The organism is Mesorhizobium sp. WSM3224 (assembly GCF_000427725.1).
Taxonomy (GTDB): domain Bacteria; phylum Pseudomonadota; class Alphaproteobacteria; order Rhizobiales; family Rhizobiaceae; genus Mesorhizobium.
The window spans coordinates 67746-90739 of the sequence record NZ_ATYO01000025.1 but is presented as its reverse complement, the minus strand read 5'-3'; the positions used below and the strand labels follow the sequence as shown (position 1 = coordinate 90739).

Here is a 22994-nt window from a genome sequence, read left to right as displayed (position 1 = left end):
GTCCTTCTTGCGCATGATCTGGCCAAAAAGCAGGCGGCCGTTCAAGATCACGCCTTTGTTCAAGCCACGCCGGCGATCGCTCGCGCGAATTCGCTGGCTGAAAACGGTTCGAGGTCGTCGACCTGCTCGCCGACGCCGATGAAATAGACCGGCAGCCGGTGCTTGGCGGCGATCGCCACCAGAATACCGCCGCGGGCCGTGCCGTCCAGCTTGGTCATCACCAGGCCGTTGACACCGGCGACGTTGCGGAAGATCTCGACCTGGTTCAGCGCATTCTGGCCGGTGGTGGCGTCGACCGTCTGCAGCACCGTATGCGGCGCTTCCGGATCGAGCTTGCCCAGCACGCGCACGATCTTCTCCAGCTCCGCCATCAGCTCGGTCTTGTTCTGCAGCCGCCCGGCGGTGTCGATGATCAGCACGTCGGAACCGGCTTCCCTGGCCTTCTCGAAGGCATCATAGGCGAGGCCGGCCGCATCGGCGCCGAGCTTGGACGCGATGACGGGCGATTTCGTGCGCTCGCCCCAGATTTTCAGTTGCTCGATCGCCGCGGCGCGAAACGTGTCGCCGGCGGCCAGCATCACCTTGAGGCCGCCGTCGGTAAGCTTGGCGGCTAATTTACCGATAGTGGTGGTCTTGCCGGTGCCGTTGACGCCGACGACCAGGATGACATGCGGCTTGTGGCTGAGGTCGAGCTCGAGCGGCCTGGCGACCGGCGTCAGCACCTTCTCGACCTCCGCCGCCATCACTGCGCGGACTTCCGCGTCGGAGACATCCTTGCCGTAGCGGCTTGCGGCAAGCGAATCGGTGACGCGAAGTGCTGTCTCCACGCCAAGATCGGCGCGGATCAGCACATCCTCCAAGTCCTGCAGCGTGTCGTCGTCCAATCTGCGCTTGGTGAAGACGCCGGCGATGTTACCGGTGAGCTCGCGCGATGAGCGGGCCAGGCCTTCGCGCATGCGCTGGAACCAGGAACGCCGCGGCTCCGGCTCCGGCGCCTTTACCGGCTCGGCCTTCTGCTCGACTTTTTTGGCGACCGTCACCTTGGCGGCGGCGGGAGTGGGCTTCGGTGGCGCGGGAACTGCTTCAGGTTCCGGTGCTATCTCCGCACGCACAGGCTGCGGCTCGATGGGCGCAGGCTGGCGAATTGGCGGCGAGATTTCGGCGATAATTTCAGCAGAGGGCGCCAGGTCCGCGCCGGCTTCCGAGGACGGCTCGATGGAAGGCGGCACCGCCGGAGGGACCTCGATCGGCGCGGGTGTTTCGACCGGAACTTCGCTCGGCGGCGTCGGCACCTCGACCGGGGCCGGCTCTGGCCGGGGCTCCGGACGCGAAGGCTCGATGTCCGGTTGCACCGGCGCGGGTGCAGGCACCTCCTGCGGCGCGGGCTCCGGTTTTGGTTCCGGCGCAGGTTGCGGCTCGGCCGGCGGCACTTCCTCCGGCGCCGGCGGCTCCGGCGTCAGGGGCGCCGGCTGCGGCTCTTCTTCCGGCTCGGGCCGCGGCAGCGGTTCCGGTTCGACCGGAATTGTCGGTTCCGGCGCGGGCGGGATGGTCGGCGCCGGCTCCGGCTTCGGCTGTTCCGGCGTCGGTTGAGGCGCTGGCTTCTGCTCGCGCGCCAAAGCCTCTGGCGCGGCCTGCTCGGCTTCCGGCTTCAGCGCGTCGAGCGCATCCCATTTGATCGGCGGCAGCGGGGCCGCCTCGTCGACGCGCTCCTCGACGACCTCTTTCTTGCCGAACGAAAATATCTTCTTGAAAAAACCAGCCATGCGTCTCGCAGTTTCTCAGGCGGCTTGTGCGGCAGAGGGCGCCGCGATCAGTCGGGCGCCGTCATGGCCGGCGACCACGGCGTCAACAATGTCGCCAGGTTGCCCGGCGGCGATGGCGGCAAGCGTAAAACCTTCGGTGCGGCCGAGCCCGTCGCGCTCGACCAGGATCGACTGCCTTGTACCGGAGAGCGATGACAAATGGCGGCGATAGGCAGCCTCGCCGGCGGCGCGCAGCCTTGCGGCGCGCGCCTTCACCACCTCGCGGCGAACCTGCGGCATGCGCGCGGCGGGCGTGCCTTCGCGCGGCGAGAACGGAAACACATGAAGGTGCGTCAGGCCGCATTCCTCGACTATCTTTTCCGAATTCTCGAACATCGCCTCGGTCTCGGTCGGGAAACCGGCGATGATGTCGGCGCCGAAGACGATACCGGGGCGCAGCTTGCGCACGTCCTCGCAGAAGCGGATCGACTGGTCTCTGCTGTGGCGACGCTTCATGCGCTTCAGGATCATGTCGTCGCCGGACTGCAGCGACAGATGCAGATGCGGCATCAGCCTCGGCTCGGTGGCGATGGCGTCGAGCAGGTCGTCGTCGGCCTCAATGGAATCGATCGAGGACAGTCTCAGCCGCTTCACGTCCGACACCTGGCGCAGGATCGTCTTCACCAGCTTTCCAAGTTTCGGGCTGCCGGGCAGGTCGGCGCCGAAGCTGGTCATGTCGACGCCGGTCAAAACGATCTCGGCATAGCCGTTGCCAGCCAGCCGTTTGACCTGCTCGACCACCGCGCCCATCGGCACCGAGCGCGAATTGCCGCGCCCATAGGGGATGATGCAGAAGGTGCAGCGATGGTCGCAGCCATTCTGCACCTGCACGAAGGCGCGCGCCCGGCCTTCGATGGCATCGACCATATGGCTCGCCGTCTCGCGCACCGAGAAGATGTCGTTGACGCGCGCCTTCTCGGTGTCGTTGACGCCGAAATCGGACAACGCGCGGTAGGAGTTCGCCTTGAGTTTCTCCTCATTGCCGAGCACGAGGTCGACCTCGTCCATGACGGCGAAATTCTGCGGCTCGGTCTGCGCCGCGCAGCCGGTGACGATGATGCGTGCTTGCGGGTTCTCGCGGCGGGCCTTGCGGATCGCCTGCTTGGCCTGGCGCACCGCTTCGGCGGTGACGGCGCAGGTGTTGAAGATGACGGCGCCGCCTTGAAGCGCGCCGAGCCCGGCGCTTTCGGCCTCGCGGCGCATCACTTCCGATTCATAGGTGTTGAGGCGGCAGCCGAAGGTAACGACGTCGATAGCTGTCCCCGTGGAGGCTTGGGGCGCCGCGCCTTTTACAAAGGTGGACATCAGGCGGCGCTTTCGGTGTCGCGGCCCCAGGCGCCGGTCGAGGGATCGAAGCTGCCGGAGAATTCCCATTCGGCTGCACCGGTCAGGATGACGTGATCGTCGTCGCGCCATTCGATATGCAGCGTGCCGCCGCTGGGAGCCAACAGGCTGACGCTGCGCCCAGTCCGCCTGGTGCGGGCTGCCGCCACCACCGCGGCGCAAGACGCCGACCCGCAAGCCTTGGTCAGGCCGGCACCGCGTTCCCATGTGCGGATGACCATGGTCTGCGGCGACGTGACCTGGGCAATGGTGATATTGGCACGCTCGGGGAAGATCGGATGGTTCTCGAGCAGCGGGCCGAAGCGGTCGAGCTCATAGGACCAGACGTCGTTGTCGACCCAGAAGATGGCGTGCGGGTTGCCCATCGAGACCGCAGACGGCGAGTGCAGCACCGGCGCGTCGATCGGGCCGATCTGCAGCTCGATCATGCGGGTATCGCGGAATTCCTCGGCGAGCGGGATCTCCTGCCAGCCGAAGCGGGGCTTGCCCATGTCGACCGAGATCGAGCCGTCGGCGTGCTCCTCGGCGCTCAGAATGCCGGCCCGGGTCTCGAAGGTGAAGGTCTTCAGCCCGGTCTCGGCGGCCAAAGCCTGCACGACGCAGCGCATGCCGTTGCCGCAGGCCTGCGCGCTGGTGCCATCGGAATTCAGGATGTCGACATAATAGGCGGTGCCTTGCGTCCGCGCATCGTGGATGGCCATGATCTGGTCGAACCTGGTCGCGGCGTCGGCATTGAGGGCGATCGCCGCCGCGGCCGTCACCTTGTCGGCGCGGCCACGCATATCGGCGACGATGATCTCGTTGCCGATGCCGTTCATCTTGGCGAAGGGGGCGGTGCCTGCCATCTAACCGGTATTCCAATTCCGTTTGGCCGCTATATGGCGGAAACGGGCGGGAATTACCAGTCCGGCGCGGTTTTGGGCGACGGCAAAGATGCCGCGCCTGCGATGGCAAAGATGCCGCGCCGCGACGGCGAAGATGCCGCGCCTGCGACGACCAAGAGGTCGCGCTTAAGTTACCGCGAAGACCCCGAGCACGATCAGCAGGAAGATGATCAGCACGATGCCGATGAGAATGCGCGCGCCCATGGCGGCGGCGCCTGCCAGCGCCGGCATGCCAAGCAGGCTCGCGGCGGCAGCGATAATCAAAAGAATAATGATCCATCTGATCATGGAGGGGCTCCCTGCCGAATTGTGTCAGGAAGCAACGCTTCTATGCGCCTTGGGTTCCGCTGCCTGGCGAGCTAGGCCGATGGCAAATCCCACACTTCGCCCGGGCGCATCGCGCGGAATCGCTCCGGCGGCAGGCCCTCGGCCTCCAGCGCCTCGGCCAGCTTTTGCGCCGGCTCGTCGACCGGCTCGTCGGTGAGATGGAATGTGCCCCAATGGCAACCGGCGGCAAAGGCGGCGTTGCACAGCCTCATACCTTGCACGGCTTCCTGCGGGTTCTGGTGCTGGGGCGCCATGAACCAGCGCGGCTCATAGGCGCCGATCGGCAGGATGGCGAGGCGAAAGCCGCCATGTTTTTCAGCCGTCAGCCGGTAGTTGATACCGTCATGGAAGCCGGTGTCGCCGGCGAAATAGATGTTGCCGCCCGCTGTTTCGATGACGAAGCCCGCCCACAGCGCCATGCGGCGGTCACGCCCGCCGCGCGCCGACCAGTGATGCGCCGGCTCGATGTGGATGGCGGCCGCGCCGGCGTCGATCCTGTCGCCCCAATCATGCGCGCTGAGCCGCATGCCGGGCACCGCGCGGTTGATGACGGCATCGTTGCCGAGCGGCGTGATGATACGCGGGTCATGGCCTTGCTTCAGCCGTCGCAACGTCGCGAGGTCGAGATGGTCGTAGTGATTGTGGCTGACCAGCACGAGGTCGATCGGCGGCAGGTCGGCAAAGGCAATCCCCGGCGCATTGACCCTTCTTGGACCGGCGAAGGCAAAAGGCGAGGCGCGTTCCGACCAGACCGGATCGGTGAGGATATTCAGGCCCGCCGTCTGGATGAGAAGCGAGGCGTGGCCGACCATGGTGAGCCTGAGCGCGCTACCCTCGATCCTCTTGTCGGGTCTTGCTTGCGGAAAAGGGGTCGGAAAGGCGGCCGGCCATTTCGCCCGCCCGCCGCTGAATTGCCATTTGAGCAGATCGGTGAAGCGCCCGGGCGGCTTGCCGCCGGGATTGAAGAACAAGGTGCCGTCGAAATGATCGCTGGGCGGGCCGCTATAGTAGCGGTTGGCGGTTCCGGTGCTCGCAGCCATTCTCTCTCCCGCCGGCTTGGTCTTTCCTGAGATAAGGATGCGCCTGCCTGGCGCAAGCATTTTGCCGGCGAATGCCAAGGGCTGGAAGACGGCTTCGTCTAGGATCGCGGGCGCGGAGGACTGCGCCGTGGCGATGAAGCGAACCAAAACACCGTGGATGAAGGCCGAGGATTTCGGCCGCTCGCTGCCGCGCGGGGTGGGCGTCAACCTCCTGGTCACCGACATGGCGGCGATGGAAGCCTTCTGCCGGGACGTGCTTGGCGCGCTCGTTATTTATGCCGACGAGGATTTCGCGGCGATCGAACTTTTAGGCTCGGTATTCATGCTGCATGCCGACCATTCCTATCTCGACAATCCGATGACCGGGGTCACCGCAGGTGCTGAAACGCGCGGGGCCGGTATCGAACTGCGCCTTTACGGCGCCGATCCGGATGCGGTCGAGAAAAAGGCGGCAGCACTCGGCCACACCGTGCTGGCCGGGTCGATCGACAAGCCGCACGGCCTGCGCGAATGCTACGTTATCGGCCCGGATGGCTATGTATTCGTGCCGAGCGCAAGGATATAATATCGGTATTTCAATGGTTTAGATGACTGCTTCCGGCATCGTCCCGGTGCTGACCGTTTGTTGCGATAAATTTACAACAGCCGCTGCGAAAACCCTATTTTAACCATATCGGGTTGAAATTCTGCCACCTTCGCCATCTTGGTGGAGCGGAGATTACGCGGATGGCTTCCCCCGGCCAGATCCGACGGAGGTTTGGATGAATTTTTCTATGACCCGCCCCTTTTCAATAAGCGGCCTCGTGGCCGTGTCGCTGGCCGCGCTGGTTGCGAGCGGCTGCTCGACCTCGCGCTTCTCGTCGATGGACGAGCAGCAGCCGGCGCCGCTGACGCCGGCACCCTCCGGCACGGTGACGCAGAATCAGCTGCCGCCGCCGGCTTCGCCCGGCACCACCGACCCGTCGCAATTCCCGACCGCGCCGAAAAATGCGCAGGTCGCCTCGCTGCCGCCGGACGGTACCGCGCCCGCCGGCGCTACCGATCTCACCGCGGCCAGCGTTGCCGGTGTGTGGAGCGCCAGTGTCGCCGGGCAGAGCTGCAAGGTGGCGACGCCGCAGACCAAGTTCGGCGCCGGCTACCGCGCCGGTCCGCTGCACTGCCCGGCGCCGATGGACGGCATCAAGTCGTGGAACGTCGCCGGCAAGCAACTGACGCTCTACGACGAAAACGGTGGCGCGCTGGCCAGGCTCTATTCCTCGGGCGGCGAAAAGTTCGACGGCCAGACTTCCAACGGGCAGCCCATCTCGCTTACAAGGTAAGCGAAACCGCCCCCCTGTTACGCAATTCCGGATGGAAGTCGTTTCCCCGGGATTGCTCGGAATGACGTGACCTATGCATCTGCGTGACGGCCTCCAGACCCATGCGACCGTCAGGCAGCGCTACGACCATCTCGTCCAGAGCGGCGCCGTCGAACGCGACCCGGCGCAGGAGCGCATCGTCACCGCGCTCGACCGGCTGACCGACGAGATTTCGGCAAAGAGGCTGGCACAGAAATCCAGCGCGCTGGGCTGGCTGTTCGCGCGCAGCAAGCCGCGCGAGCAGGTCAGAGGCCTTTACATCCATGGCGGCGTCGGGCGTGGCAAGTCCATGCTGATGGACATGTTCTTCGAGCTGTTGCCGGTCCGGCGCAAGCGCCGCGTCCATTTCAACGACTTCATGGCCGATGTGCAGGACCGCATCCAGAAGCACCGACAGGCGCGCAAGAACGGCGATGTCAAGGAAGACGACCCGATCCCGCCGGTGGCCCGGGCGCTGGCCGAGGAAGCCTGGGTGCTGTGCTTCGACGAGTTCTCCGTCACCGATATTGCCGACGCGATGATCCTGTCGCGCCTGTTTTCAGCGTTGTTTGCCGGCGGCGTGGTGCTGGTCGCCACCTCGAACGTGGCGCCGGAGGACCTCTATCGCGACGGACTGAACCGGCAGCTCTTCCTGCCGTTCATTTCGCTGATCGAGCGCAATGCCGCGGTGATGACGCTGGATGCCGAGAAAGACTATCGGCAGGAAAAGCTCGATCGCCTGCCGGTCTATGTCACGCCGGACAATACCGCGGCCGACCGCGCGCTGGACAACGCCTGGGAGGCCATGACGCATGGCCGGCCGACCGGCGAGGTCATATTGACGCTCAAAGGCCGCCAGCTCGTCGTGCCGCGCGCCGCCGGCGATGCGGCGCGCTTTTCCTTTGCCGATCTCTGCGAAAAGCCGCTCGGCGCGCGCGACTATCTGGCGATCGCCGGCCGTTTCTCGACCGTCTTCATCGATCATGTGCCGGTGCTGGGCGAAGGCAAGCGCAACGAGGCCAAGCGCTTCATTCTTTTGATCGACACGCTCTACGACCACCGCATGCGGCTGGTGATGAGCGCGGCGGCGCCACCTCAAGGGCTCTACACCGCCAAGCGCGGCACGGAAGTGTTCGAATTCGAGCGCACCGCCTCGCGCCTGGCCGAGATGCAGAGCCGCGATTGGCTGGACGGCTGGGCGGAAAGGCGCGATGAGGCGCAGCCTGCGGAGGCAAGGCAGGCGTAGGGATATGTTTCGCCACCCTCCTGCGAAGGAAAACGGCGATCTAACCCTGAACTGCTCTAGCTGCCCGGCATGCCGTTACACTTTCAGGCTTGACTGGCGGGCGGTACGGAATAGGGTGGCCAACGAAAATACCGGCTTTGGTCGCCGGGCGGCAAAAATGCCTCGTATGCCTCGCCCATCCGGCGCTGGCTGCGGGGCTTTTTCATTTTGGGGCCTCGCTTGAAACGACGCATCGAGATCGGCGTCCTCTATTCCCGGTCCGGGAGCTACCAGCTCGTCTCGGACGCCTGCCGCACCGGTGCGATGCGGGCGATCGCCGACATCAACGCCGATCGCGCGCAAAGCATCGAGCTTGTCCCGGTCGAGCGCGACCCGCAAAGCAATCCCGACCGTTACGCGACGCTCTGCGAGGATATCTTCCGGACCAGCAGCGCCCGCCATGTCATCGGCTGCATCACTTCCTGGAGCCGCAAGGAGACTATTCCCGTGCTGGAGAAGGCGGGGGGCATGCTCTGGTATGCCTGCCCGTATGAAGGCTTCGAGGCCAACGAGCATGTCGTCTACATGCATGCCTGCCCGAACCAGCATCTGGTGCCGTTGATGGCCTATGTCGCGCCGCGTTTCGGCGCCAACGGCTTCCTGCTCGGCTCGAATTACATATGGGGCTGGGAGATGAACCGCGTCGCCCGCGACCTGATCGCCGACGCCGGCGGCAAGGTGCTCGGCGAACGCTACCTGCGCATCGGCGAGACTGACGTTTCGCGCCTGATCGACGAAATCCGCGTGACGCGGCCGAATTTCATCCTCAACAACCTGATCGGCACCTCGTCCTACGCCTTCCTGGCCGCCTATCGCGACCTGGGACGCGAGGACGCGGCCTTCAAGCCCGACGCCTGCCCGGTGATCTCGTGCAATCTCACCGAGGGCGAGCTGCCGGCGATCGGCGAAACGGGCAAGGGCCATCTGTCGGCCGGGCCCTATTTCGCGCCGCGTCCGGCCGCCTTCGCCTCGTCCTTCGAGGCGTCCGCCTATGCCTCGGTGCAAGTGATGGCGGATGTGCTTTCCGGCGATCCCGATGCAGGCCCGGCGGCGTTCTCAAAAGCCTTCGCCGAACGCCGCTTCGCGACGCGGCTGGGGCCGATCGCCATCGATCCGCACACCCAGCATGCGACCCTGCCGGTGATCATCGGGCGCATTGCCGACGGGTTCTTCGAGGTGGTGAGCCGCGAGGAAGAGGTGGCGCCCGATCCCTATCTTTCGCGCTACGATCCGGCAAAAGTTTTCGGCCGTCCGCGGCTCAGGGTGGTGTCGTGAGCCGCGCCACGCGCATCCCCAATCTCGGCGGCGCCAAGGCCTTCGTGCTGCATCGTCCGCACACGACGGTGCAGGCGATCACCAGGCAGTTGTCGGCGATCGGCCTCGAGGCGGTCGAGTGCTGGCCGCATCTGCCGGCGGAGGCGCTCGCGGCGGATTTCGTCTTCTTCGACGCCGACCTCGGCTTCGACGACCAGTTCCCGTGGAAGCCCGGCGACGCGCCGATGCCCCTGGTGGCGCTGATCGGCTCGGAAGCGCCGGGCCGCATCGAATGGTCGCTGTCGCACAAGGCGGATGCGCAATTGCTGAAACCGGTCGGCACCGCCGGTGTCTACAGCGCGCTGCTGATCGCCCGGCAAAGCTTCGAGGCGCGAAAACAGCTTGCCGGCGAGATCGCGGCGCTGCGCCAGCGGGTCGGTGAGCGCCAGACCATCGTGCGCGCGGTCGCGGCCCTGGCGAAAGGCAGCGACGACGACCGCGCCTACGCGCAGCTCAGATCGCTGGCGATGAGCTGGCAGATCAGCGTCGAGGAAGCGGCGCGGCGCATCGTGGCGATGACGGAAGACGAAGGCGGCGATGACCAATCCCATCGCGCCTGACCTCCCGGCGGCGGGCCGGATGCCGGTGAAGCCGCGCGCCGGCGTCTGGCGCCGGCTGGTCAGGCGGCCGCTGGCGCTGCTCGGCTTGCTCATCGTCGCCATCGTGCTCGCCGGCGCCATCCTCGCGCCATGGCTGACCGGCTACGATCCCAACGAGCAGATGTTCGACGGCCTGACGCTCGAAGGCTCGCCCTTGCCGCCCGACGCCAAGTTCTGGCTGGGCACCGACCTGCTCGGCCGGGATCTTATGACCCGCATCCTGTTCGGCGCCCGCACCTCGCTGATCATCGGCATCGTCGCCAATGGCGTGGCGCTTCTGATCGGCACGCTGGTAGGCGTCACGGCGGGCTATTTCCGCGGCTGGATCGGCAGCGCGCTGATGCGCTTCACCGACCTGATGATGGCCTTTCCTGCGCTTCTGCTCGCCATCTGCCTGGCCGCGGTGTTCGAGCCGAGCCTGTGGATCGTCGCCATGGTCATCGCCCTGGTCAACTGGGTGCAGACCGCGCGCGTCATCTACACCGAAACCTCGTCGCTGTCCGAGCGCGAGTTCATCGATGCCGAGCGCACGATAGGGGCGAGCGCTCCGCGGATTCTTATTCGCCACATCCTGCCGCATCTTCTGCCGACCATCATCGTCTGGGGCACGCTCGGCATCTCGACCACCGTGCTGCTCGAAGCCACGCTCAGCTATCTCGGCATCGGCGTGCAGCCGCCGACGGCGTCGTGGGGCAACATCATCTTCGAGAACCAGACCTATTTCCAGGCGGCGCCGTGGCTGGTGTTCTTCCCGGGCGCCGCGATCCTGGCGCTGGCGCTGGCCTTCAACCTGATCGGCGACGCGCTGCGCGACATCCTCGACCCGACGCAAAGAGGGCGGGAATAATGGGAGGCCGCGCATGATCGCCTATCTCGGCCGCCGGCTCATCCAGTCGCTGCTCATCCTGCTCGGCGTTTCGCTGATCACCTTCGCGCTGCTCTATCTCTTGCCGGCCGATCCGGTGCGCCAGATCGCCGGCCGCAGCGCCACGCCCGAAACGGTGGAGAACATCCGCCGGCAGCTCGGCCTCGACCAGCCCTTCATCGTCCAGTACTGGCATTATCTCACCAGGCTCATCAGCGGCGATCTCGGCCGCTCCTACATCCAGCGCTCGGAGGTCACCGAGCTCATCGTCTCGCGGCTGCCGGCAAGCCTGCTTTTGATGGTCGGCGCTATCCTGTGCGAGCTGGCGATCGGCCTCAGCATGGGGCTGATCGCCGCCGTCAAGCGCGGCACCGCCACCGACCAGACCTTGATGGTCGCCTCCTTCGTCGGCGTCTCGGCGCCGCAATTCGTCGTCGGCCTGCTCTTGCTCTACGTCTTCGCCGTCAGGCTCGGCTGGTTCCCGATCGGCGGCTACGGCAGCTGGCGCCACCTCGTGCTGCCCTCGCTGACCATGGGCATACTCGGCGCCGGCTGGTACGCGCGCATGATGCGCTCGTCGATGATCGACGTGCTGCGCCAGGACTATATGCGCACCGCGCGTGCCAAGGGCCTGGCGCGCGGCACCATCCTGTTTCGCCATGCGCTGCCCAACGCCATCCTGCCGGTCGTTGCCATGATCGGCATCGACATCGGCGTCTTCATGGGCGGCATCGTGGTGGTCGAAAGCGTCTTCGGCTGGCCCGGCATCGGCCAGCTCGCCTGGCAGGCCATCCAGCGCGTCGACATCCCGATCATCATGGGCGTCACGCTGGTGTCGGCCTTCGCCATCGTGCTCGGCAACCTGCTCGCCGACATCATCGCGCCCTTCATCGATCCGCGTATCAAACTGAGGTGAGCGTCAAGCTCAGATGAAATGAAAACAACCAAAGAAAGGGAACACTGACATGAGACGTTTTCTTGCATCCACCGTGGCCGCGTCGGCGCTGGCGCTGATGCTCGGCATGGCAAGCGCCCGCGCCGAGGACACCATCGACCCGAATGCCAAGCAGGGCGGCGCCATCACCATCACCTACAAGGATGACGTCGCCACGCTCGATCCGGCGATCGGCTATGACTGGCAGAACTGGTCGATGATCAAGAGCCTGTTCGACGGGCTGATGGATTACGAGCCGGGCACCACCAATCTCAAGCCCGACCTTGCAGAGGGCTACGAGATCTCGCCCGACGGCAAGACCTTCACCTTCAAGCTGCGCCACGGCGTCAAGTTCCACAACGGCCGCGAGATGACCGCGGACGACGTGAAATATTCGCTCGACCGCGTCACCAACCCGAAGACGCAGAGCCCGGGCGCCGGCTTCTTCGGCTCGATCAAGGGCTATGACGATGTCGCCGCCGGCAAGGCCCAGAGCCTTTCCGGCGTGACCGCGGTCGATCCCTACACGATCAAGTTCGAGCTGACCCGGCCGGACGCCACCTTCCTGCATGTCATGGCCATCAACTTCTCGCATGTCGTGCCGAAGGAAGAGGTCGAGAAATACGGCGCCGATTTCGGCAAGCATCCGGTCGGCACCGGCGCCTTCAAGCTCGCCGAATGGACGCTCGGACAGCGCATCGTCTTCGAGCGCAATCCGGATTACTGGCACAAGGGCCTGCCGCATCTCGACAAGATCACCTTCGAGATCGGCCAGGAGCCGATCGTGGCGCTGCTGCGCCTGCAGAAGGGCGAGATCGATGTGCCCGGCGACGGCATACCGCCGGCCAAGTTCCAGGAGGTGATGGCCGATCCCGAGCAGAAGGCCCGCGTCGTCGAAGGCGGTCAGTTGCACACCGGCTACGTCACCATGAACACCACCATGGCGCCCTTCGACAATGTGAAGGTGCGCCAGGCCGTCAACATGGCGATCAACAAGGCGCGCATCATCCAGATCATCAACGGCCGCGCCGTGCCGGCCAACCAGCCGCTGCCGCCGTCGATGCCGGGCTACGACAAGGAATACAAGGGCTATCCCTATGACGTCGCCAAGGCCAAGGCGCTGCTCGCCGAGGCCGGCCATCCCGATGGCTTCGAGACGCAATTGTTCGCCATGAACACCGATCCCAACCCGCGCATCGCCCAGGCGATCCAGCAGGACCTGGCGGCGATCGGCATCAAGGCCAGCATCCAGTCGCTCGCCCAGGCCAATGTCATTGCCGCCGGCGGCGACAAGGCCGGCGCGCCGATGATCTGGTCGGGCGGCATGGCCTGGATCGCCGACTTCCCGGATCCGTCCAACTTCTACGGCCCGATCCTCGGCTGCGCCGGCGCCGTGCCGGGCGGCTGGAACTGGTCATGGTATTGCAACAAGGATCTCGACGCCAAGGCGGCGGAAGCCGACTCGGTGGTCGATCCGGCAAAGTCCGCCGACCGTGGCAAGATGTGGAGCGCCATCTACGACAAGGTGATGGAGGACGCGCCCTGGGCGCCGGTCTTCAACGAGCAGCGCTTCACCATGAAATCGGCCCGCATGGGCGGCGCCGACAACCTCTATGTCGACCCGGTCCATATCCCGATCAACTACGACAATGTGTATGTAAAAGATGTGCAGTAACTGCGACTACACCATCCACGGACGCCATCACCATTTCGGCTGGGACAATTCCTTTGCCCCGGCCGAGCGGGTGGCACCCGGCTCCACCATCGAGTTCCAGTGCCTGGATTCGTCCGGCGGGCAACTCAAACCCGACAGCACGGTCGCCGACGCCGCCAAGCTCGACTTCGCCAAGGTCAACCCGGTGACCGGGCCGATCTTCGTCGACGGCGCCGAGCCGGGTGACGCGCTGAAGGTGACGATCGAGATGTTCAAGCCATCCGGCTTCGGCTGGACGGCCAACATCCCGGGCTTCGGCCTGCTCGCCGACGACTTCAAGGAGCCGGCGCTGAACATCTGGAAATACGACGCTGCCTCGCTCGAGCCGGCGCTGTTCGGCAAAAATGCGCGTGTGCCGCTGAAGCCGTTCGCCGGCACCATCGGCAATGCGCTGGCCGAAAACGGTCTCCACTCGGTGGTGCCGCCGCGGCGCGTCGGCGGCAATCTCGACATCCGCGATCTCGCCGCCGGCACCACGCTTTATCTACCGGTGGAAGTGACCGGCGCGCTGTTCTCCATCGGCGACACCCATGCCGCGCAGGGCGACGGCGAAGTGTGCGGCACGGCGATCGAGAGCCCGATGGACGTCGTGCTCAAGCTCGACCTGGTCAAGGACGCGCGGCTGAAAACGCCGCGCTTCACCACGCCGGGCCCGGTGACGCGGCATCTCGACGCCAAGGGCTATGAGGTCACCACTGGCATCGGACCCGACCTGATGACCGGCGCTAGGGAGGCCGTCAGCCAGATGGTCGACCTGCTGTCCGCCCGCTACAAGCTCGACCCGGTCGATGCCTACATGCTGGTCTCGGTCTGCGGCGATCTTCGCATCTCGGAGATCGTCGACATGCCGAACTGGGTGGTGTCGTTCTACTTCCCGCGCTGCGTGTTTGAATGAGCATAGGTTGGCGCCAAGGCACCCCCCTCTGCCCTGCCGGGCATCTCCCCCTCAAGGGGGGAGATCGGATGTCGCTTCTGCTTTCGCCATTTATCAAGGGTGAAGAATGGGCGCGGCGGCAGAACCGCCAATCTCCCCCCTTGAGGGGGAGATGGCCGGCAGGCCAGAGGGGGGCGTGCCGCAATAGACGCCTCAGAACTCCGCTCTCGCGATGACCTCGACCCCCGAGCCCGTCCTCGACATCGCCAACCTCTCCGTCAGCGTACGCGGCGAAGATGGCGAGCGCGAGGTTGTGTCCGGCCTGTCGCTGTCGCTCAAGCGCGGCGAGACGCTGTGCATTGCCGGCGAATCCGGTTCCGGCAAATCGATGACCGCGCTGGCGATCATGCAATTGCTGCCGCAACCTGCCGCGCGCATATCATCAGGCAAAATCCGCCTTCGTGATGGGAATAATCTGGGCGCCGTCGAGCTGACGGCGCTCGACGAGCGCCGCATGCGCGACATTCGCGGCGACCGCATCGCGATGATCTTCCAGGAGCCGATGACGTCGCTCAATCCGGTGCTGTCGATCGGCCGGCAGCTCACCGAATCGATCGAGGCGCATACCGGTCTTTCCCACGTCGAGGCGCAACGGCGCGCCGTCGAGGCGCTGCAGGCAGTGCGCATCTCAGAGGCTGAAAACCGGCTGAAACAGTTTCCGCACGAATTGTCGGGCGGCATGCGCCAGCGGGTGATGATCGCCATGGCGCTGGCGCTCGAACCCGACGTGCTGATCGCCGACGAGCCGACGACGGCGCTGGACGTCACCGTTCAGGGCGAGGTGCTGGAACTGCTGCGCGACCTGCAGCGCCAGCATGGCACCAGCGTCATCCTGATCACCCACGACATGGGCGTCGTCGCCGAAATGGCCGATCGCGTCATCGTCATGCGCAATGGCCGCATGGTCGAGGAAGGCGCCGCCGCCGATATTTTCGCCAGGCCGCAAGCCGCCTACACGCGCGAGCTACTTGCTGCCGTCCCGCGCATCGGCTCGGGTGCCGGGCGCCACGCTTCCGGCGAGCCGGACAAGGTGGCAACGCAGGACAAGGTGGCGGTCGTGAACGACCTTCATGTCCGCTTCGACCTGCGCGGCGGCTTCTTCGGCCGCGTCAACCGGCGGGTCCACGCCGTCGAAGGCGTCAGCTTCTCGATCGCGCCGAACGAGACGCTGGCGCTGGTCGGCGAGTCCGGCTGCGGCAAGTCCACCACCGCCAAGGCGCTTGCCGGCCTGGTGCCCTATAGCGGCGGTGTGACGATCGGCGGCCGGGAGCTCGCCACGCTTGGCGGCGACGCACGCAAGGCGGTGCGGCGCGACGTGCAGATGGTTTTCCAGGATCCTTATGCCTCGCTCGATCCGCGCATGCGCGTCGGCGACCTGGTGGCCGAGCCGCTGCTCATCCACGGCATCGGCTCAAGGCAGGAGCGCCGCGAACGCGTGGCCGCCTTGTTCGAGCGGGTCGGCCTGTCGGCGGCGCAGATGGAACTCTACCCGCATGAATTCTCGGGCGGCCAGCGCCAGCGCATCTGCATCGCCCGGGCGCTGGCGCTCAGGCCGAAACTGATCATCGCCGACGAGAGCGTGTCGGCGCTGGATGTCTCGGTGCAGGCGCGCGTGCTCGATCTGTTGAAGGAGCTGCAGCGCGAATTCGGCGTCGCCTATCTGTTCATCTCGCATGACATGGCGGTGGTCGAGAACATCTCCGATCGCGTCGCCGTCATGTATCTCGGCCAGATCGTCGAGATCGGCAGCCGCGACCAGGTTTTCTCCAACCCGCGCCATCCCTACACGCGACGGCTCATCGAGGCGGTGCCAGTTCCCGATCCGTCACGACGCCGGACACGCTTTGCCCGTCTCGACCGTGAAATTCCGAGCGCCACGCGGCGGATCGGCGAAAGCATGCCGAAACTGGTGCTCAAGGATTTCGGCGGCGGGCATTTCGCCGCCGTCGGGGACTGATACGGGCGGAGCGGCGATCTGCCCGTTTCGGGTTGTGCCCGAATGATGATAAAGCCTGACGCAACCACTCATCTATTTCGGAATCGCAATGTCGGTCCTTACTCGCCGCAAACTCCTGCAGGGCGCCGCGGCCGCCGGCGCGGCCGGTATCGGTCTCTCTGCCGCCGGCAAGTTTGCCGGCTGGGCGGCGGCGAAGCCCGAGCCGCTGATCCTGAAGACCGCCAGCATTCAGACGCAGCTGATGGACGGCGCGCCGACCAAGAACGTTCTGACCTATGGCGAGGCAGGCCCGCCGCAGGTCGTCAGGATGAGGAAGGGTGAGCCGTTCGCCGCACGGCTGATCAACGGCATCGACGACCCGACCACCATCCACTGGCATGGCATACGCGTTCCCAACAAGATGGACGGCGTGCCGTTCCTGGTGCAGCCCTATGTCTATCAGGGCGACCATTTCGACTACGCCTTCACGCCGCCCGATGCCGGCACGTTCTGGTACCACCCGCATTGCAACACGCTTGAACAGATGGGTCACGGCCTGACCGGCGTGATTGTGGTCGAGAACCCGAACGATCCGGCCTTCGATGCCGAGATGGTCGTCAATTTGCGCGACTGGCGGCTCGGCGACGACGGCCAGTTCATTGAGCAGTTCAGGCCGCGCGACGCGGCCAAGTCCGGCACCTTCGGCACCGTGCGCACCGCCAATTGGCTCGACCAGCCGCAATTCGATGCGCCGGCCGGCGGACTGGTGCGGCTTCGGACCGCCATCACCGACGTCACCCGCATCTACGCCTTCCGGGTCGACGGCGCCGAGGCGACGGTGATCGCGCTCGACGGCAATGGGGTGCCGCGGCGTTTTACGCCGGATGCCTTGCAGCTCGGCCCCGGCCAACGGCTTGAGCTTGCCATCCGCATGCCCGGCGAGGAAGGCGCCATCGTCAGCCTGCGCGATGTCCGGGGCACCAAGCCGAAAATCCTGGCGACTCTGCGGTCGGTCGGCAAATCGCTCAAGCGCGATCTTCGCGACCTCGGTCCGCTTGAAGCCAACCCTGTCGCAGAAGTCGACCTAGCCAGCGCCAAGCGCATTCCGCTGGCGCTCAGCGCCACGGCCGAAAACGTGCCGAGCGACGGCATTTGCGGTTCGCTCGGCTACAGTTTCTGGGCGATCAACAAGGTGCCGTGGCCCGGCGACACGCCGGACCCGACGGCGCCGCTGGCCGAACTGAAGCTCGGCCAAAGCTATGTCATCGACATGGAAAACCTCACCCCGCACGCGCACCCGATCCACCTGCACGGCATGAGTTTCAAGGTGCTGTCGTCCTCGACGCGGGCCGTCCAGCCGCTTGTCTCCGACACCTACCTGATCCAGCCCAATGAGAAGGTGCAGCTGGGCTTCGTCGCCGACAATCCCGGCGATTGGCTGCTGCATTGCCACATCATCGAGCACCAGAAGACAGGCATGACGAGCTATCTTCGGGTGGCGTGAGGCGCGTCTCGTTTCCGCAACGGCAGGTTGACCCCGCCGGCTGATTGCCTAGGTAGCCAACTGGGCAGACGGGGCGCCACGCAACTCCGACCGACGACATGACATCTTTGTGCATTCGAACACTTGCCCTTGCGGCGAGTATTCCCACCCTGTCTTCCTGCGTCATCCCCGACGATACGTCGCGGGTCGCGAAAGAGGACGTCACCACTGCCGCCGCCCGCAGGGAAATGGTCGGCCTCAGCGAGGCCGATATCCGCATGTGCGCAGGCTTTCCGACCGCGACGGCCGATGTCGGATCATCCGGGCAGATCTGGACCTATCAGCGCACCGTGCAGCGCGGCAATCTCAACATCGTGGTGCCGACCTTGGGCTTGGGCGCGATTCCCGCAGTCGGCGGCTCGGTCAATGTCGCTCCGGGCGGCTATTGCAACACGCAGATTCGCATGCTCAACGGCCGTGTCGCCGAGATCGCCTATGCCGGTGACAACAACCTGCCGAACAGCCGCAATGCGCTCTGTGTCAGTACGGTCGACGCCTGCGTGGCTTATTCGCGCCAGCGCCGTCACAAGGCGCCGGCGATCTCCAGGTGAATGCGGCTTTGGCTGTCACTTGCCAATATAAGCGGCCAGTTCGTCCGGTGTCCCATTTGGGAAGGCTTGTTTTAGAAAGTCCATGAACGCCGACACGCGCGCGCTGAGCAGCCGCCGGGAAGGGTAGAGGGTCCATAGAACGATCTCGGGGCCGTCAATATCCCCCCAATTTGCCAGTGTGCCGTCAGCCAAATCGTGGGCCACCAACGAAATGGGAAGACGTGCTGCACCGACGCCGGCCCGCACCGCATCGCGGACCATGATGAGCGTCGACAAAGCGAGGACAGGCTCGATTGTAATTGTCGAGCGGCCACCTTGTGTCTTCACGTGCCATGTTTGCCGTTCGCCTGCGCCGCGCGCAACGCCGGGAGCAGCGAGTCCACCGGTCGGGCGAGGAAGGTCGGGACTCGCCACCACGACCAGGCGGTCGCGGAGAAACGCCCGTCCGACAAGGCTTTCGTCGGGATCCGGATTGACTCGAATGGCCAGATCGTAGCCTTCCTCGATCATGTCCACATACCGGTCCTCGGTCGTGACCTCCAGCCTCACCTCGGGATACTTAACGGCAAACCCTGCAGCAATCCTCCCCATCGCGGTCTGAGAAAAATGTAAAGGTGCGCTGATCCGCAATCTGCCCTTGGGCCTCTGACCGCCCGAGGCGATGGCCGAAGCCGTCTCGTCCAGTTCGGCGAGCAAGGTCCCCGTCCGCTCGAAGAGCGCCCGTCCTTCTTCGGTGAGCTTCAAGTTACGCGCACCCCGTTCAAACAGGCGAAGATCGAGGCTGCTTTCCAACTCTCCAACGCGCCGGGACAGGGTCGCCTTAGGCCGGCCGGTGGCCCTTGCCGCTTTGCCGAAGCCGCCATGGCGCGCAACGAGGTTAAAGTCGGCGAGGGCAAGAAGATCCATGACTGTTCCACCAGCGAGACGGAGCGTCTAAAATTCCCGTCTATTGGGCTCTTTGTGAGCCGCACATATTGGAGGTGTCAAGCAACCCAGCAGGAGAATTTCCATGACCATTCTCGTTACCGGCGCCACAGGCAATGTTGGCCGCCAAGTTGTCGAACACCTCGTCAAGCGCGGCGCCGATGTCCGTGCTCTCGTCCGCGATCCCTCAAAAGCCAGCTTCCCGGCAAGCGTGTCTGTCGCGCAAGGCGACTTTCTCGATGTCGATTCGTTGCGCAAAGCCATGTCCGGCGTCTCCACCCTGTTCCTCTTAAACGCCGTGGTGCCGGACGAATTCACCCAGGCCTTGGTCGCGCTGAACGTCGCCCGGTCGGTCGGCATCGAGCGGCTCGTCTATCTTTCGGTGATCCACGCCGACGTCTATGTGAACGTGCCGCATTTCGCGGGCAAGTTCGGCGTCGAGCGAATGATCGAGCAGATGGACTTCAAGGCTACGATCTTGCGCCCGGCCTACTTCATCCAGAACGATCTGATGATCGAAGACATCATCACCGGCTACGGCACCTACTCAATGCCGATCGGCGGCAAGGGTCTCGCCATGATCGACGTCCGCGATATCGCCGAGATCGCCGCCCTTGAGCTGCTGCGCCGCGAACGGTCCGCAGAGCCGCTTGCCCTCGAGCGGATCAACCTCGTCGGCCCGCAGACACTGACCGGGGCGGATATCGCCGCCATCTGGTCAGACGTGCTCGCTCGCCCGATCAATTACGAGGGCGACAATACAGAGGGCTTTGAGCAAAACCTCAAGCAGTTCCTGCCCGCCTGGATGGCCTACGACATGCGCCTGATGGGCGAGCGCTTCTTCACTGACGGAATGCTGCCTGAGGCCGGCGACGTTGAGCGCCTGACTGCCCTGCTCGGACGCCCACTGCGCCCATATCGCGATTTCGCCTCAGCAATCGCTGCTTCCGCGTGAAGCCGCGCCCCTACCTCTTCAGCCCGATGCTGATGCCGCTGAGATCGGCATTGACCTGCAGGCCTACCTGCCTGCCTGTGAGCTCGAGTTGGGCGCCCTTGTCATTGGTCATGACGATCACCTGGGCGCCCTTGCCGACCGCGCCGCCGCCGCCGGCCGCGCCGTAGACACCGGTCACATCGCTGGCGCGGCGGATGTGGCGAACAGTGCCCCGGAAATAAGTCTTGGAAGCCCCGAAGGCGAGGCCGCCCGAGACGCCGCCAACGGAGATCGGATAGCGTTTGCCATGGAAGGTCAACGTGCCCTCGCCGCCGGAGCCGCCGATGAAAAAGGCCGCCTTGTAGACGGAGAAGCGGATTGTGCCGCTGTCGGCATGCGCGGCGCTGGCAATGCTCATGCCCGCTGCGGCGATGGCTGCAACCGCGACTGAACGGAACCTGGAAATCTTCATGATCGGGAACTCCTCAAGCATCGCCGCTTGCCCAGCCGGCCGGGCACGTCAGCTTCGTGTGTGAAAGTATAGTTGAACAGTCTCGCCGCGCCTTTGGTTCCAGGCACACGGCCGGAATCCGGCCGCGAGGAGACGGCTACGAAACGATGCCGATTGGAGAGAATGGCTTCGGCGCCAGCATGGCTTGGTCAAAGCCAATATGGACAAGCAAGAAATGCCCGGATGGGGGAGGGCAAAGCCACCGCGAAAAGCAAATGCCTATGCTGGCTGGTGGAGCTGAGGGGGATCGAACCCCTGACCTCATCATTGCGAACGATGCGCTCTCCCAGCTGAGCTACAGCCCCGTTCCAGCGGATCGGCTTGTATCGGTCGCGGCGGTTTGATGTCAAGGCGAAACGGCTGCCTGGCGTCGAGGCGCCGAAACTACCGGGCTTGCCGGTTCGCCAAGCAATGGCTACATGTCGGCGACAATTTGGAGACCGGCATGATCGCCCTTATTCAGACCATCGTCATGGCGCTTGATATCTACTGGTGGATCATCATCGCCTCGGCGATCTTTTCCTGGCTTTACGCCTTCAATGTCGTCAATTCGCGCAACCAGTTCGTCGGCACCGTCGGCAACATGCTCTTTCGGCTGACCGATCCGGCGCTGCGGCCGATCCGCCGCTTCATGCCCGATCTCGGCGGCATCGACATTTCGCCGATCATCCTGCTTTTGATCATTTTCTTCATCCGGCAGTTTATCGTCACCACGGTCTGGTCCTGGGTCGTGACCGGCGGCTGATGAGCACGTCGTTTCGGCTGCGCGAGAACGGCATCGACCTTTACGTGCGGCTGACGCCGAAGGCGGCGCTCGATCGAATCGATGGCGTCGAGACGGCGGCCGACGGACGCAGCCATCTCAAGGCGCGCGTGCGCGCCGTGCCGGAGAACGGCGCCGCCAATGCGGCGCTGGAACGAATGATGGCCAAGGCGCTGGGTGTCCCGGCGTCGGCGGTTTCGGTGGTTGCCGGCGGTACGGCTCGGCTGAAGACGCTGCGGGTGGTGGGGGATGCGGCTGAACTGGTGGGGCGTGTCGAGGCGCTTTCGGGCGGTTGAAACCGCAGCGACCAGATGCTCAGGTCGGTGCTGCCCCTCATTGCCCTGCCGGGCATTTCTCCCCGTATATTGACGGGGAGAAAGAAGCTGCCGCGAATGATTTCGCCAATCATCAACGTCGCAGAAATAGCGCCAAGGTTGCGGCCAGCCCTCTTCTCCCCGTTTACGGGGAGAAGGTGCCGGCAGGCGGATGAGGGGCAGCGCAACGGTTCGAAATTAAGCAGCTCGTGGCCAAGCCATTCGGTTTGCCGCTGACGAGGCAGGACCCCTCAATCCCCCAGCGGCAGCCTTGGATCGTCCACCTTCAGCGTGTTCACGCTCTGCTTGATGCGGCGCAAATTCTCCAGCACTTTCGGCCCGCGCGATTCAGCCACTGTGGTGGCGATCATGTCGAGGATGGCGAGCAGGGCGTAGCGTGACGAGGTCGGCTTGTAGATGTTGCCGTCCTCGACGGACTGCAGGAGGATGACCGTGTCGGCGACCTTGGCCAAAGCCGAGTCCGGCGCGGTGATGGCGACTGTGGCAGCGCCATATTGCTGCGCGACCTCGACCGCCTCGATCACCGAACGGGCATAGCCCGACACCGAGAAGGCGACCAGCGTCGTCTCGGGCGTAGCTACGGCGGCATACATGCGCTGCAGCTGGCCGTCGATCTGGGCGAGCGCCGACAGGCCGAGCCGGAACAGCCGGTTCTGCATCTCGGTCGCCATCATCGAGGAGATGCCGCCGGAACCGATGCAAAGCACGTTGCCGGAAGCGGCGATGCGGGCGGCCACAGCCATCAGCGTCGTCATGTCGAGGTTTTCGCTGGCGCGGTGGATCGCGGCGATCGCCGCCTCGGTGATGGCGGAGGCGATGCGCTGCTCGCGCGCGTCGCGGCTGAGCGGCTCCGGCGACAGATACTGGCCGCCGATGGCGATCGCCTGCGCCAGATAGAATTTGAAGTCGCGCAGACCCTCGCAGCCGAGATTGCGGCAGAAGCGGGTGACGGTCGGCTCGCTGACGCCGACGCGCGCGGCGATCTCCGAGATGGCGGCCTTGGACGCGAAATCGAGGTCGGAAAGCACCAGCCCGGCCAGCCGGCGATCCGACTTGGTGCCGTCCTGCGATATCAATTGCAGGCGGGTGATGATGTCTGCCGGGCTTTTCATCTTATT

23 protein-coding genes and 1 tRNA gene are annotated in these 22994 nt (G+C 65.0%); 15 read left to right on the top strand and 9 right to left on the bottom strand.

Features of this window, described 5'->3' with window-relative positions:
• Window positions 1-59: 59 nt before the first annotated feature.
• The 5 genes from ftsY to YU3_RS0127095 form a co-directional block, all read right to left on the bottom strand.
• Entirely contained in the window at window positions 60-1763 is a 1704-nt protein-coding gene (ftsY, locus tag YU3_RS0127115; RefSeq protein WP_027169157.1) for a signal recognition particle-docking protein FtsY, read from the bottom strand.
• A 15-nt stretch (window positions 1764-1778) separates the two neighbouring features.
• Window positions 1779-3107, bottom strand: a complete 1329-nt coding sequence (gene mtaB, locus YU3_RS0127110; protein WP_051334102.1) for a tRNA (N(6)-L-threonylcarbamoyladenosine(37)-C(2))-methylthiotransferase MtaB — start codon at window positions 3105-3107, stop codon at window positions 1779-1781.
• The gene (gene dapF, locus YU3_RS0127105; protein ID WP_027169155.1) at window positions 3107-3991 is read right to left on the bottom strand and encodes a diaminopimelate epimerase; all 885 of its coding nucleotides are present in this window, start codon (window positions 3989-3991) and stop codon (window positions 3107-3109) included. Before dapF ends, mtaB begins: the two co-directional genes overlap by 1 nt.
• Window positions 3992-4156: 165 nt before the next feature.
• The gene (locus YU3_RS39770; RefSeq protein ID WP_027169154.1) at window positions 4157-4318 is read right to left on the bottom strand and encodes a DUF1328 family protein; all 162 of its coding nucleotides are present in this window, start codon (window positions 4316-4318) and stop codon (window positions 4157-4159) included.
• Between the two features lie 71 nt (window positions 4319-4389).
• Entirely contained in the window at window positions 4390-5397 is a 1008-nt protein-coding gene (locus YU3_RS0127095) for an MBL fold metallo-hydrolase (RefSeq protein ID WP_027169153.1), read from the bottom strand.
• Window positions 5398-5530: 133 nt separating this feature from the next.
• On the opposite strand from YU3_RS0127095, the gene YU3_RS0127090 reads away from it, so the two are divergent.
• The 12 genes from YU3_RS0127090 (at window position 5531) to YU3_RS0127035 (ending at window position 18409) form a co-directional block, all read left to right on the top strand.
• Window positions 5531-5962, top strand: coding sequence for a hypothetical protein (locus YU3_RS0127090; protein ID WP_036259663.1), 432 nt, complete (start codon window positions 5531-5533; stop codon window positions 5960-5962).
• A gap of 196 nt (window positions 5963-6158) precedes the next feature.
• Entirely contained in the window at window positions 6159-6716 is a 558-nt protein-coding gene (locus YU3_RS0127085; protein WP_245273674.1) for a protease inhibitor Inh/omp19 family protein, read from the top strand.
• A gap of 73 nt (window positions 6717-6789) precedes the next feature.
• Complete coding sequence (gene zapE / locus YU3_RS0127080; RefSeq protein ID WP_027169150.1) at window positions 6790-7980, top strand: cell division protein ZapE; 1191 nt, start codon at window positions 6790-6792, stop codon at window positions 7978-7980.
• 219 nt (window positions 7981-8199) lie between these two features.
• On the top strand, window positions 8200-9294 hold the full coding sequence (locus YU3_RS0127075) for a transporter substrate-binding protein (protein WP_027169149.1): 1095 nt from the start codon (window positions 8200-8202) through the stop codon (window positions 9292-9294).
• Window positions 9291-9893: an ANTAR domain-containing protein gene (locus YU3_RS0127070; protein ID WP_027169148.1), complete on the top strand. Its 603-nt coding sequence runs from the start codon at window positions 9291-9293 to the stop codon at window positions 9891-9893. Before YU3_RS0127075 ends, YU3_RS0127070 begins: the two co-directional genes overlap by 4 nt.
• A gap of 19 nt (window positions 9894-9912) precedes the next feature.
• On the top strand, window positions 9913-10779 hold the full coding sequence (locus tag YU3_RS0127065) for an ABC transporter permease (RefSeq protein WP_198021725.1): 867 nt from the start codon (window positions 9913-9915) through the stop codon (window positions 10777-10779).
• Window positions 10780-10792: 13 nt separating this feature from the next.
• Window positions 10793-11713: an ABC transporter permease gene (locus YU3_RS0127060; RefSeq protein WP_027169146.1), complete on the top strand. Its 921-nt coding sequence runs from the start codon at window positions 10793-10795 to the stop codon at window positions 11711-11713.
• A gap of 49 nt (window positions 11714-11762) precedes the next feature.
• The gene (locus tag YU3_RS0127055; RefSeq protein ID WP_027169145.1) at window positions 11763-13406 is read left to right on the top strand and encodes an ABC transporter substrate-binding protein; all 1644 of its coding nucleotides are present in this window, start codon (window positions 11763-11765) and stop codon (window positions 13404-13406) included.
• Complete coding sequence (locus YU3_RS0127050; protein ID WP_027169144.1) at window positions 13396-14340, top strand: acetamidase/formamidase family protein; 945 nt, start codon at window positions 13396-13398, stop codon at window positions 14338-14340. The genes YU3_RS0127055 and YU3_RS0127050 overlap by 11 nt, the downstream gene beginning before the upstream one ends.
• 211 nt (window positions 14341-14551) lie before the next feature.
• Entirely contained in the window at window positions 14552-16336 is a 1785-nt protein-coding gene (locus YU3_RS0127045) for an ABC transporter ATP-binding protein (RefSeq protein WP_027169143.1), read from the top strand.
• An 88-nt stretch (window positions 16337-16424) separates the two neighbouring features.
• Window positions 16425-17819 carry a multicopper oxidase family protein gene (locus YU3_RS0127040; RefSeq protein ID WP_027169142.1) on the top strand — a complete coding sequence of 465 codons (1395 nt, stop codon included), beginning with the start codon at window positions 16425-16427 and terminating at the stop codon, window positions 17817-17819.
• 98 nt (window positions 17820-17917) lie between these two features.
• A complete protein-coding gene (locus YU3_RS0127035; protein ID WP_027169141.1) occupies window positions 17918-18409 on the top strand; it encodes a hypothetical protein in 492 nt (163 codons plus the stop codon).
• 15 nt (window positions 18410-18424) lie between these two features.
• Here YU3_RS0127035 and YU3_RS0127030 read toward each other — a convergent pair whose 3' ends face one another.
• A complete protein-coding gene (locus YU3_RS0127030) occupies window positions 18425-19315 on the bottom strand; it encodes a LysR family transcriptional regulator (RefSeq protein WP_027169140.1) in 891 nt (296 codons plus the stop codon).
• 103 nt (window positions 19316-19418) lie between these two features.
• Between YU3_RS0127030 and YU3_RS0127025 the strand changes: the two genes are divergently transcribed.
• Window positions 19419-20288, top strand: coding sequence for an NmrA/HSCARG family protein (locus tag YU3_RS0127025; RefSeq protein WP_027169139.1), 870 nt, complete (start codon window positions 19419-19421; stop codon window positions 20286-20288).
• Window positions 20289-20298: 10 nt separating this feature from the next.
• On the opposite strand, the gene YU3_RS0127020 is transcribed toward YU3_RS0127025, so the two are convergent.
• Window positions 20299-20739 carry a hypothetical protein gene (locus YU3_RS0127020; RefSeq protein ID WP_027169138.1) on the bottom strand — a complete coding sequence of 147 codons (441 nt, stop codon included), beginning with the start codon at window positions 20737-20739 and terminating at the stop codon, window positions 20299-20301.
• A gap of 268 nt (window positions 20740-21007) precedes the next feature.
• Window positions 21008-21083, bottom strand: a tRNA-Ala gene (locus YU3_RS0127015).
• Between the two features lie 140 nt (window positions 21084-21223).
• Here YU3_RS0127015 and YU3_RS0127010 point away from each other — a divergent pair.
• The gene (locus YU3_RS0127010; RefSeq protein ID WP_027169137.1) at window positions 21224-21523 is read left to right on the top strand and encodes a YggT family protein; all 300 of its coding nucleotides are present in this window, start codon (window positions 21224-21226) and stop codon (window positions 21521-21523) included.
• Window positions 21523-21837, top strand: coding sequence for a DUF167 family protein (locus YU3_RS0127005; protein ID WP_027169136.1), 315 nt, complete (start codon window positions 21523-21525; stop codon window positions 21835-21837). Before YU3_RS0127010 ends, YU3_RS0127005 begins: the two co-directional genes overlap by 1 nt.
• Before the next feature lie 269 nt (window positions 21838-22106).
• Here YU3_RS0127005 and YU3_RS0127000 read toward each other — a convergent pair whose 3' ends face one another.
• Window positions 22107-22988, bottom strand: a complete 882-nt coding sequence (locus YU3_RS0127000) for a MurR/RpiR family transcriptional regulator (RefSeq protein WP_027169135.1) — start codon at window positions 22986-22988, stop codon at window positions 22107-22109.
• Window positions 22989-22994: the final 6 nt, after the last annotated feature.

Coding starts and splice junctions, on each gene's coding strand:
- ftsY (WP_027169157.1), bottom strand. CDS start 1,763: ATGGCTGGTTTTTTCAAGAAGATATTTTCGTTCGGCAAGAAAGAGGTC.
- mtaB (WP_051334102.1), bottom strand. CDS start 3,107: ATGTCCACCTTTGTAAAAGGCGCGGCGCCCCAAGCCTCCACGGGGACA.
- dapF (WP_027169155.1), bottom strand. CDS start 3,991: ATGGCAGGCACCGCCCCCTTCGCCAAGATGAACGGCATCGGCAACGAG.
- YU3_RS39770 (WP_027169154.1), bottom strand. CDS start 4,318: ATGATCAGATGGATCATTATTCTTTTGATTATCGCTGCCGCCGCGAGC.
- YU3_RS0127095 (WP_027169153.1), bottom strand. CDS start 5,397: ATGGCTGCGAGCACCGGAACCGCCAACCGCTACTATAGCGGCCCGCCC.
- YU3_RS0127090 (WP_036259663.1), top strand. CDS start 5,531: ATGAAGCGAACCAAAACACCGTGGATGAAGGCCGAGGATTTCGGCCGC.
- YU3_RS0127085 (WP_245273674.1), top strand. CDS start 6,159: ATGAATTTTTCTATGACCCGCCCCTTTTCAATAAGCGGCCTCGTGGCC.
- zapE (WP_027169150.1), top strand. CDS start 6,790: ATGCATCTGCGTGACGGCCTCCAGACCCATGCGACCGTCAGGCAGCGC.
- YU3_RS0127065 (WP_198021725.1), top strand. CDS start 9,913: ATGCCGGTGAAGCCGCGCGCCGGCGTCTGGCGCCGGCTGGTCAGGCGG.
- YU3_RS0127060 (WP_027169146.1), top strand. CDS start 10,793: ATGATCGCCTATCTCGGCCGCCGGCTCATCCAGTCGCTGCTCATCCTG.
- YU3_RS0127055 (WP_027169145.1), top strand. CDS start 11,763: ATGAGACGTTTTCTTGCATCCACCGTGGCCGCGTCGGCGCTGGCGCTG.
- YU3_RS0127050 (WP_027169144.1), top strand. CDS start 13,396: ATGTGCAGTAACTGCGACTACACCATCCACGGACGCCATCACCATTTC.
- YU3_RS0127045 (WP_027169143.1), top strand. CDS start 14,552: ATGACCTCGACCCCCGAGCCCGTCCTCGACATCGCCAACCTCTCCGTC.
- YU3_RS0127040 (WP_027169142.1), top strand. CDS start 16,425: ATGTCGGTCCTTACTCGCCGCAAACTCCTGCAGGGCGCCGCGGCCGCC.
- YU3_RS0127035 (WP_027169141.1), top strand. CDS start 17,918: ATGACATCTTTGTGCATTCGAACACTTGCCCTTGCGGCGAGTATTCCC.
- YU3_RS0127030 (WP_027169140.1), bottom strand. CDS start 19,315: ATGGATCTTCTTGCCCTCGCCGACTTTAACCTCGTTGCGCGCCATGGC.
- YU3_RS0127025 (WP_027169139.1), top strand. CDS start 19,419: ATGACCATTCTCGTTACCGGCGCCACAGGCAATGTTGGCCGCCAAGTT.
- YU3_RS0127020 (WP_027169138.1), bottom strand. CDS start 20,739: ATGAAGATTTCCAGGTTCCGTTCAGTCGCGGTTGCAGCCATCGCCGCA.
- YU3_RS0127010 (WP_027169137.1), top strand. CDS start 21,224: ATGATCGCCCTTATTCAGACCATCGTCATGGCGCTTGATATCTACTGG.
- YU3_RS0127005 (WP_027169136.1), top strand. CDS start 21,523: ATGAGCACGTCGTTTCGGCTGCGCGAGAACGGCATCGACCTTTACGTG.
- YU3_RS0127000 (WP_027169135.1), bottom strand. CDS start 22,988: ATGAAAAGCCCGGCAGACATCATCACCCGCCTGCAATTGATATCGCAG.